Consider the following 10,185-nt stretch of genomic DNA (forward strand, 5'->3'; position numbering starts at 1 on the left):
GTCACACCTCACCCCTCAGCTTGGCCTCGGCCTCGTCGGCGGACAGGCCCTCCACCTCGCGCAGCAGCGCCTCGAACTCGTCGAGCCCGATCGCCTCCGCCTGGTGGGCGCGGATGGCGGAGGCCAGCGCGGGCACGGTGGGCGCCTCGAAGACGGCACTCATCGGGAAGTCCCCGTACTCCTGTCTCAGCCGCCCCACGATCTGGATGGCGAAGAGGGAGTTGCCGCCGAGTTCGTAGAAGTCGTCGTCCGGACCGATCGGCGACACGCCGAGCATGTCCCGCCACACCCGGGCCACTGCCTGGGCGACCTCGTCGTCCGGCCACACGGTCGCCGGGTCCCAGTTGTCGTCCCCCCGGTCGCCGTGCAGATTGTCGGTGAAGGAAGCGGCGGTGAGCTGCGCCTGGTCGGCGAGCACGTCCTGGAAGTCGGCGCGGGAGACGACGACCTGAGGCAGGCCGGCGGCGAGCGCGGCGCGGGCCAGCGTGACGCCGTCGTCCGTGGCGACCCCCTGCTCGTGACGGAGGCGTTCGTAGAGCGCGCGCACCTCGGGCAGACCCGCCATCTGCTGCTCGAACCAGTCGTCCCACTCCCACTGGGCGACGTCGAGGGCGACGACGTGCCGGCCTCGGGCGGCGCCGGCGTGGGCGTGGGCGTCGACGAACGCCGCCGCGGCGGTGTTCTCCGACTGTCCGAATCCGCCGACCACACCGGTGGTGGCCGAGCCCACCAGGAGGAAGTCCAGCGGACGCTCCGCCAGTACCTCCGCCAGCAGTTCCTCCAGCAGGAGCAGCGCCCGCACCCGGGCGGCGAGCACCGCCTCGAAGTCCCGCCGGGACTTCAGCGCCACCAGGCCGGAGCCGCGCGTGTGCGGCATGTGCAACACGCCGCGCAGTCCGCCTGGCAGCGCTGCCGCCTCCGCGACGACGGACCGTGCCTCGTCCGGTTCGCAGAGGTCGGCGACCCGGTGGGACACGGTGTCGGGATGGGCCTCCAGCAGGGCACGCAGCCGTTCGGCGTGTCGCCGGGTGGACGCGGTGTCGCTGTCCCCGGGCGTGTCGGCGGTGGTGGTGTCGGGCGGGTCGCTGACGAGCAGCAGGCGCGCGCCGATCCGCGCGAGGTGCTCGGCGAAGCTCAGCCCCGCCTCGCCCGACACGCCGGTCACCAGGTACCCGGCGCCCTCGCGCCACGCCCGGGCGTCGCCGGCTGCGGGCGGCAGTGTGACCGGCGCGAACGCCCGCCGCAGCCGCTGCCCGCCGCGATGGGCGACCAGCGGCTCCGCTCCCGGCCCGGCGAGCTCGGCGGCGAGCCGCCGCGCGACCTCGGCCGGTTCGACGCCGGGCCCGAGGTCGACGTCGACGGCCCGGCAGCTGAGCCAGGCGTACTCCTGCGGCAGCACGGTCACCGCGCCGTGGACGGTGGCCCGTTCGGGCCGCAATACGGGGGTGCCGTGGGCGTCCTGGAGGCGGTCGGTGACGACGTCCACGCGGACCGCTCGCTCCTCGCCGGTCTCGCCGAGCGTCTGCGCAAGCTCCACCAGTGTGTGGAAGCCGGCGTCCAGCGCCCGGGCGCACCGCTCGGCGGCATGGTCCGGCGCGGCCTCGTCGTGGGCCGCGTGGTCGAGAACCGACCAGGCGTGCAGCACCCGGTCGACCGCGTATCCCTCGCTCCGGAGTTCCCTGATCACCGCCGGCAGCTCCCCGGAGTTCGCGGGGTCGACGGCAAAGCGGTCCTGGGCGGTCCGCTCGTAGGCCGTGCCCCGCCGGACGGTGACGACCCGGTGGCCGTGCGCGCGCAGCAGCCGCGACACGCCGTCGGCCAGGCCTCGCTCGTCGGCCAGCACCAGCCAGCCCTCGGGCGCGGCGCCCGGCGCCGCGTTCAGGGCCTGTCCGGCGGATCGGAGCGGCGGGGCGGGGTGCCACACGGGGGTGTAGGTCCAGCGGGCCGGGTCGCGTCGCACGCCCACGCCGCCGGCCGGCTCGGCCCGGGGAAGCATGTGCCGCGGCCCGGCGAACGGATAGGCCGGGAGCGGGACACGACGGCGGGCGACGCCCCGGTGCAGCGCCGGCCAGTCGACCGCGACTCCGCCGCGCCACAGCGCCGCCAGACCCTCCCGCGCCGTGCGGCCCTCAGCCGGCGCGTCACCCGTGCCGCCGGTGCGGGGCAGCAGCGGCACCGCCTGCCGCGCGCCCTCGTGGGCGCGGACCAGGCCGGTGAGCTGGCTGCCCGGCCCGACCTCCACCAGGACGGCGGGTCCGCGGCGGGCCAGCGTCCGGACGCCGTCGGCGAAGCGGACCGGTCGGCGGGTGTGGGCGACCCAGTACTCCGGGTCGGTGGCCTGCTCGTCGGTGATCCAGGTGCCGGTGACGTTGGAGAGGAAGGGGATCTCCGGCCGCCGGAGCCGTAGCGGGCGCAGCACCTCCGCCAGGCCGGGCAGCGCCGGTTCGACAAGCCGGGTGTGGAAGGCGTGCGAGGTCTGGAGTTCCCGTACCGACACGCCGCGTGCGGTGAGTTCGCGGCGGAGCTCCGCGATCTCCTCCTCGGTGCCGCCGACCACGCAGGAGCCGGGCGCGTTGACGGCGGCGACAGTCGCCTCCCGGCCGTCCAGCAGGCTGGTCAGCGAGTCCTCGTCGAGCAGCACGGACAGCATGCGCCCCGGCGGCAGCTCGGCCATCAGCTCGGCGCGCCGCGCCACGACACGCAGGGCGTCCTCCAGGCTGAACACGCCGGCGAGGCAGCCCGACACCAGCTCGCCGAGGCTGTGACCGCCCATGGCGTCCGGCCGCACCCCCCACGACATCAGCAGATGGGCCAGCGCGTAGTCGACGGCGAAGACGGCGGGTTGGGTGAATCCGGTCCGGCTCAGCCGCTCCCGCGCGGCGGGGTCGTCCGCCGCCGCCGTGAACACGACCTCGCGCGGGTCCCAGCCGACCAGTGGTCGCAGGACGTCGGCGCAGGCGTCGAACGCCTCCCGGAACGCCGGTTCGTCCCGGTGCAGTTCGGCGCCCATGCCGGGGTACTGGGCGCCCTGACCGGGGAAGAGGAAGACGACGTCGGGCGCGCCCGGGCCGTCGGGCGTGCCGCCGGTGTCCGCGCCGCCCGCCGACCGGCGCAGCGCGGCGGCGGCCGAGGCCGGATCGGCGGCGACGACGGTCCGGCGGTGGGCGAGCGGTGCGCGGCCGGCCTGCAGGGTGTGCGCGGTGTCCGCGAGCGACGCGCCGACGCCCGCCTCCAGCGCGTCCGCCAGTCGCCCGGCGGCGGCGTCCAGGTCCTGCGGGGTGCGGGCGGACAGCGGCAGCACCTGCCAGTCCGGCTCCTCGGACGGGGCGGGGGCGACCGACGGGGCGGCCTCCAGCACCACGTGCGCGTTGGTCCCGCCGATGCCGAAGGCACTCACCCCGGCCCTCGGGGCCCGCTCGGTCGGCGGCCACGGCACGCCGGTGGCGTCCACCCGGAACGGCCCCTTGTCGAGGTCGAGTTCGGGGTTCGGCTCACGGAAGTGGGCGGTCGGCGGGAGGTGGCGGTGTTCGAGGGCGAGCACCGCCTTGACGAGGCCGGTGACGCCGGCCGCCGCGTCCAGGTGCCCCACGTTGGACTTGACCGAGCCCAGGTGGACCGAGCCCGCCGGCAGGTCGGGGCCGAACACCTCGGTCAGCGCGCGCACTTCGATCGGGTCGCCGAGCGGGGTGGCGGTGCCGTGCGCCTCGACGTACTGGACGGTGTCCGGTTCGACGCCGGCCACCGCCAGCGCCTCGGCGACGACCTCGGCCTGGCCGCGCTCCGAGGGCGCGGTGAAGCCGACCTTGTCACCGCCGTCGTTGTTCACGGCCGAGCCCCGGATGACGGCGTGCACGTGGTCACCGTCGGCGACGGCGTCGGCGAGCCGCTTCAGTACGACCAGCGCCACTCCGTCGCCCGACACGGTGCCGGTGGCGGCGGCGTCGAACGGCCGGCAGCGCCCGTCCTCGGAAAGGATCGCGCCCTCCTCGTGCCGGTAGCCGCGCGGTTCGAACTCCCGCACCGCGACGCCTCCGGCGAGTGCCATGTCGGACTCCCTGGCGAGCAGCGACTGCACCGCGAGGTGCACGGCCACCAGCGAGGAGGAGCAGGCGCTCTGCACGGTGAGGCTGGGGCCGGTGAGGCCGAGGCGGTGAGAGATCCGCAGCGCGAGCATGCCCGGGTCGTTCCCGACGGCCAGCTGGATCTCGTCCGAGACCCGGCCGCCTGCGGCCGCGGGCGCGGCGCGTTCCCGCAGGTAGTCGTTGCCGGCGACGCCCGCGAACACCCCGGTCCTGGCCCCGACGGCGTCCGGTCGGTGACCGGCGCGCTCGAGCGCCTGCCACGCCGTCTCCAGCAGCAGCCGGTGCTGGGGGTCCATGAGTTCGGCCTCGGTGCGGGTGATGCCGAAGAACTCCGCGTCGAACCTGTCGTGATCCGCCAGTGGGAAGCCGGACTTCACGGTCGCCGGGTCGTCGATCAGCCGCCGGGGCACACCGGCCGCGGCCAGTTCCTCGTCGGTGTAGGCGGTCGCGCCCACCTCGCCGGCGACGACCATGCGCCACAGCGCGTCGACGTCCGAAGCGCCGGGGAAGCGGCCGGCCATCCCGATGACGGCGACACCCTCCTCCGGCAGCGGCTCCTCGGTCCGGTCGTGCGTCGGTTCCGGGCCGGCGGCCGCGCCCACTCTCCCGTGCGTCATGCGTCCCCCCTGTCGGAGTTGTCGTGCCGGGGCGCGCTCGTGGCGTCGAGCGCCTCTGCCAGTTCCCGGACCGTCGGTCGGTCGAAGAGCATCCGCAGCGTCACCCGCACGCCCAGCCGCTCGCCGGCGACGGCGGCGGCCCGGGTGGCGAGCATCGAGTGGCCGCCCAGCTCGAAGAAGTCGTCGTCCAGCCCGACGCGGTCCACCGAGAGGAGGTCGGCCCAGACGTCCGCCAGGGCCTTCTGGGTGGGGGTGTTCGGTTCGGCGAACTCCGCGTCCAGGTCCGGACGTTGTGCCTCCGGGGCGGGCAGTGCCCGGCGGTCGACCTTGCCGTTGAGGGTCAGCGGCAGGCTGTCCAGGGCCACGAACACCGCCGGCACCATGTACTGCGGGAGGCCACGGCCCAGATGGTCCCGCAGCTCGGTGGGGCCGGGCGGGGCGCCGCCCGGGGCGGCCACCCAGTACGCCACGAGCCGCGGTTCGCCGGCGGCGTCCCGGTCCGTCACCACCACCGCGTCCCGGACGTCCGGGTGCCGGGTGAGCGCGTTCTCGATCTCGCCCGGCTCGATCCGGTGGCCCCGGATCTTGACCTGGTGGTCGAGCCGGCCCAGGTACTCGTGGTCGCCGTCGCCGGTGCGGCGCGCGCTGTCGCCCGAGCGGTAGCGGCGGGCGCCGGGCACCGGCGAGTCCGGGTCGGGAACAAAGCGCTCGGCCGTGAGCGCGGGCCGGCCGAGGTAGCCGCGCGCCACACCGGCCCCGCCGACGTGGATCTCGCCCGGCGTGCCGGCGGCCGCCGCACGGCCCCGCGCGTCGAGCACCCGCATCGTCCAGCCGCCGATCGCCTCACCGATCACGCTGCCGACGCCGGGCGCCAGGTCGGCCTCGGTCATCCGCCGGTAGGTGCTGTGCACGGTGGTCTCGGTGATGCCGTACATGTTGACGAGCACCGGGCGGGCGTCGCCGTGCCGGTCGATCCACGGCCGGAGCGTCTGCGGCGGCAGCGCCTCGCCGGCGAACACCACAAGACGCAGGTCGAGTCGGGCCGGAGCGTCGCCGCGTTCGGCGGTCTCCTCCTCGTGCCGGACGAGTTGGCGGAACGCCGCCGGCGTCTGGTTGAGCACGGTGACCCGCTCGCGGGCGAGCAGCGCGTGGAAGTCCTGCGGAGAACGCCGCACGTCGTCCGGTACGAGCACCAGCCGCCCGCCGTGCAGCAGCGCACCCCACATCTCCCACACGGACACGTCGAACGCGGCCGGGGCGAACATGGACCAGACGTCGTCCGGGCCGAAGCCGAAGCGGTCCCGGACGCCGGTGAGCAGCGCGGTCACCTGCCGGTGTTCGACCATGACGCCCTTGGGCACGCCGGTCGAACCGCTGGTGTAGATGACGTACGCGAGGTTCGCGGGACGGGTGCCGGCGGGCGGCGGGGAGTCGGCGGGCAGGTCGTCGAGGTCGTCGGCGAGCCCGGTCACGACCGTGTGGGCGACAGGGGCCAGCGGGTCGGTGGCCGAGTCCGTGACGAGCACCCGGGCACCGGCGTCGGCGCACATGAACTCCTGCCGCTCACGCGGGCTCGCCGGGTCCATCGGCAGATAGGCGCCGCCCGCCTTCAGCACCGCGAGCAGCGCGGTCACCAGGCCGGTCGTCCGCGCGGCCCGTACGGCCACCGGCACCTCGGGGCCGACTCCGAGGGAGCGCAGCCGGTGGGCGAGCCGGTTGGCGCGCCGGTCCAGCTCGCGGTAGGTCAGCCGGCCGTCGGGGCCGGTCACCGCCACGGCGTCGCCGCGCCCGGCGGCCTGTCGCGCGAACCACGCGTCCAACGTGCCGGGGTGGTCGGCCGGCCCGGGGGGCGCGTTGCCTCCGTCAACGGTCACGGTCGCTGACTCCTCTCGCTGTGGGGCCGCCGACGGGCGTCGGGACGCGCGCTCCCACCGCCAACTCCGGGAGCGGGGTGTCGGGCAGCGCCGGCAGCCGCTCCAACGCCCGCTCGTAGGAGGCGAGCAGGTCGTGCGCGGTGGCCGCCGTGAACAGGTCGGTGTCGTACTCCAGCGTCAGGGTGACGCCGCCGTCCGCCCGCTCCCGGACGTACAGGCTGATGTCGTACTTGGCGGTGTCCTGCGGCCCGGTCAGGTCCAGTCGGCACTCGTCGAGGCCGGGGAAGACCGGCGGGGTGCGCGGTCCGAGGTAGCTGAACATCACGCGGAAGACCGGCATGAAGTCGCGTTCGCGTCGGGCGACCAGCGCCTCCACGAGCTTGTCGAACGGCAGGTCCTGGTGTTCGGCTGCGTCGAGCACCGCGTGGCGCACCCGTCCCAGAAGTCCGCGGAAGCCGCTGGTGCCGTCGGTCGCGACCCGGACGGGCACCATGTTGATGAGGCAGCCGACCAGTTCCTCGAGGCCCGGCCGGTTGCGGCCGGCCGCAGGGACGCCGACCGTGATGTCTCCCACGCCCGTCCAGTCGGCGAGCAGCGCGTACAGCACGGCGAGGTGCGTCATGTTCCCGCTGGCCCGCTCGCGGCGGCCGAATTCCCGGGATGTGGAGACGAGTTCGGGGCGGATGCCTCGGGTGGCCACCGCGCCCCGGAAGCTCTTGGCGGCTGGTCGTGGCCTGTCGGTCGGCAGGGTCAGGGCCCTGGGGTTCTCGCCGAGGACCGTGCGCCAGTGCGTCACCAGCGCGTCCACGGTCTCCTTGTCCAGCCACTCGCGCTGCCAGGCGGCGAAGTCGGCGTAGCGCAGCGGCGGTTCGGGTAGTCGTCCGCCGCCGTAGAGGACGCCGAGCTCCCGGTAGAACACGTCGACGGCCACGCCGTCCACGGCGACGTGGTGGAACGTCGCGAGCAGCCGGTGCCGGTCCTCGGCCAGTCGGACCAGCCGGACGGCCAGCGGGGCGTCGGCGGCCAGGTCGAAGATCCGGCCGGCTTCCGCCGCGGCCAGACGCCGGGCCTCGGCGGCCGGATCCACGGCGGTCGCGACGTCGCTGTACGCCAGCGGCACCGGCGCCGGCGGGTTCACGACCTGGTGCGGCACGCCCGAGGGCGCCGCGTACGTCGTGCGCAGCACCTCGTGCCGGGCGACCACCGCGTCCAGCGCCCGGCGCAGCGCCGCCCGATCCAGCGGTCCGCGCAGGTCGAGCGCGGTGGGGACGTTGTAGAGCGTGGAGTCCGGTTCGAGCTGCTGCATGAACCACAGCCGCTGCTGGGCGTAGGACAGCGGGGGACGGTCCATGGGCGGTCGCGGACGGGGTGCGTCGGCCGCGCCGCGCGGGGCCGGCCCGTGCGGGGTGCCGTGGGGCGCGTCCGCCGCGCGGGCGTCCGTGGCGGGGCTGCCGCGCATGGCCGTCCGGACGAGGGCGGCCATGCCGTCGAGGGTGCGGGCGGCGAGCAGTCGGTCCGGATCGACCCGGACGGCCAGTTCCTCGTCCAGCAGCTCGCACAGCCGCCGTGCCGTCTCCGGCCCGCCGCCGAGCGCGGCGAAGTCCGCGCCGGAGTGCGGTTCGCCGGCGTCGAGCAGCGTCGCCCAGAGGTCCGTGAGGACCTCCTCCACCAGGCCCGCGGCGCTCATCCGCGCCTCACCGTCCCTTCCGGCGAAGCACGCCGAGCGTGGCCGAGCGGGCGCGGACGGGGCGAGCCCCGCGCTCGACGGGATGGCGGACCCGACGGTCCGTGACCATGTCACTGTCATGTGTCAACGTGAGTCCCTGGAATGCCGCGTACGGGTGGTTTCGGTAAAGGGCCGGCGGGCGAGTGGGCGCCGGGCGGGCGGCGCGCGGTGGGCTCAGTCGGCCGTGGCGGGCGGCCCGTCGGGGCGCGGCCCGGACGGCGGCGTTGTTCCGTGTGCCTCAGCTCTGACCGTCTGTCGCATGTCGTCGTCCCCCGAACGTGTGAGTGGTCGGCCGATCACAGACCGCCAACAGCGTTGGCCACGGAAGGAAGCGGGGTCAACGGTTGCCCGGCGGCGGTTGTTGATTCGGGCCATCGAAGAAACCGATGGCCGACGTGCTGTGGATCGGCCCCTCCGATTCCCGCCATCGACAACACGCGCCCAGGCCGTCTTGCCAGCCCGGCACCCGAAGACTGATCGTTTCCCTGTCGGCCGAACGGCGCTCCCCCGCCGCACGGACGGCACTCCGGCCCGCTCCGAGAGATCGGCGCACAGATGACCACGGTCGACGACTCCGCCGCCCCGAGGGTGACCGTCGTGGGCGCGACCGGCGCCGTCGGCGGCACCCTGCTGGAGCTTTTCGAGGAGCGCGCACCGCGTCACCGCGACCTGCGTCTGGTGGCCTCCGCGCGCTCCGCCGGCCGCCAGATCCGCGCGGCCGGTCGCGACCACCGGGTGCACGACCTCGCGGACTTCGACTTCGCCGACACCGACGTGGCGTTCTTCGCCGCGGGTGCGGAGGTCAGCCGGAAGTGGGTGCCCCCGGCGGTGGCGGCGGGCGCGCTCGTCATCGACTGCACCCCGGCTTTCCGGCAGGACAAAACCGTGCCGCTGGTCGTGCCGCAGGTCAACGGCGCGCTCTGCGGCGCCCGTCCGCCGGTGGTCGCCACACCGGACGCCGGCACCGTGCCGCTGGTGCGGGTCGTCGACGCGGTCGCGGCACGCTGGCCGGTGCACCGCGTGGTGGTCAGCAGCTACCAGCCGGCCTCCGGCGCCGGCCACCTGGGCGTGGAGGAACTGCAGGAGGGCAGCCGGCTCAGCCTCCAGGATCCGCATGCCGTCCTGCCGACGGAGGCGTTCGCCCCCGCCCTGGCCTTCAACGTGCTGCCGTGCTCGGACGACGCGCTCGACGAGGACGGCTTCACCGAGCGGGAGCGCGCGATGCGGCACGAGTGCCGGCGCGTGCTGCGGCGCCCCGACCTCGACCTCACCACCACCTGTGTACGGGTGCCCGTCGCGCACGCCCACTGCGCGACGGTCTGGGTGGAGTGCGGACGCCCGGTGGACCGCGCGGAGCTGGTCGCCCTGCTGCGCTCGCTGTCCGGCGTCACCGTCCACGACGGGCCCGCCGCCCACGCCCCCACCCCGCTGACGCTCGGCGACCCGGACCAGGTCCACATCGGGCGCATCCGGGTGCCGGGCCACGATCCGACGGGCTTCTGGCTCTGGTTGGTCGCCGACGGGCTGCGGTGCGGCGTGGCCCTCAACGCCGTACAGGTGCTGGAGGAGTTGGTCGCCCGTCGGGCCCTGTGAGCGGCTCCGGGGCGGTCAGCTGGCCAGGCTCAGCCGGTCCTGGGCGACGACCCGCGCGGTCTGGTCGATGAAGGCCCGCATCTCCCGGCTCACCCGCCGGCCGCGGCGCCAGGCGATCTGCGTGTGCGCCTCGAACGGCGGCCGCCAGCCCAGGACGACCAGCACCCCCGACTCGACCGCGTCGGCCACCGCCACCGCGGGCAGCACACTGACTCCGAGCCCGGTCGCCACCCCGCGCTTGATCGACTCCACCGTGCCGAACTCGGCGCGTATGTGGAACTACTGGCTCGGCG

Annotated in this window: 5 protein-coding genes; 1 reads left to right on the forward strand and 4 read right to left on the reverse strand. The window is 75.2% G+C overall.

What is annotated here, in order from left to right:
• Position 1 precedes the first annotated feature (1 nt).
• From FNX44_RS05125 to FNX44_RS05135, 3 genes are read right to left on the reverse strand one after another with little or no spacing between them, the layout of a single operon-like run.
• On the reverse strand, positions 2 to 4,699 hold the full coding sequence (locus FNX44_RS05125; protein ID WP_143646744.1) for a type I polyketide synthase: 4,698 nt from the start codon (positions 4,697 to 4,699) through the stop codon (positions 2 to 4).
• The gene (locus tag FNX44_RS05130) at positions 4,696 to 6,573 is read right to left on the reverse strand and encodes an amino acid adenylation domain-containing protein (RefSeq protein ID WP_143646745.1); all 1,878 of its coding nucleotides are present in this window, start codon (positions 6,571 to 6,573) and stop codon (positions 4,696 to 4,698) included. The genes FNX44_RS05125 and FNX44_RS05130 overlap by 4 nt, the downstream gene beginning before the upstream one ends.
• On the reverse strand, positions 6,563 to 8,260 hold the full coding sequence (locus FNX44_RS05135) for a condensation domain-containing protein (protein WP_143646746.1): 1,698 nt from the start codon (positions 8,258 to 8,260) through the stop codon (positions 6,563 to 6,565). The genes FNX44_RS05130 and FNX44_RS05135 overlap by 11 nt, the downstream gene beginning before the upstream one ends.
• Positions 8,261 to 8,854: 594 nt before the next feature.
• On the opposite strand from FNX44_RS05135, the gene FNX44_RS05140 reads away from it, so the two are divergent.
• Positions 8,855 to 9,892 (forward strand): aspartate-semialdehyde dehydrogenase, encoded by a 1,038-nt coding sequence (locus tag FNX44_RS05140; protein ID WP_143646747.1) that lies wholly within the window; start codon positions 8,855 to 8,857, stop codon positions 9,890 to 9,892.
• 15 nt (positions 9,893 to 9,907) lie between these two features.
• Here the strand turns inward: FNX44_RS05140 and FNX44_RS05145 are convergent, their stop codons facing one another.
• Positions 9,908 to 10,165 carry a LysR family transcriptional regulator substrate-binding protein gene (locus tag FNX44_RS05145; RefSeq protein WP_143646748.1) on the reverse strand — a complete coding sequence of 86 codons (258 nt, stop codon included), beginning with the start codon at positions 10,163 to 10,165 and terminating at the stop codon, positions 9,908 to 9,910.
• Positions 10,166 to 10,185: the final 20 nt, after the last annotated feature.

The sequence above is a fragment of the Streptomyces alkaliterrae genome (genome assembly GCF_007097205.2).
Lineage (GTDB): Bacteria > Actinomycetota > Actinomycetes > Streptomycetales > Streptomycetaceae > Streptomyces > Streptomyces alkaliterrae.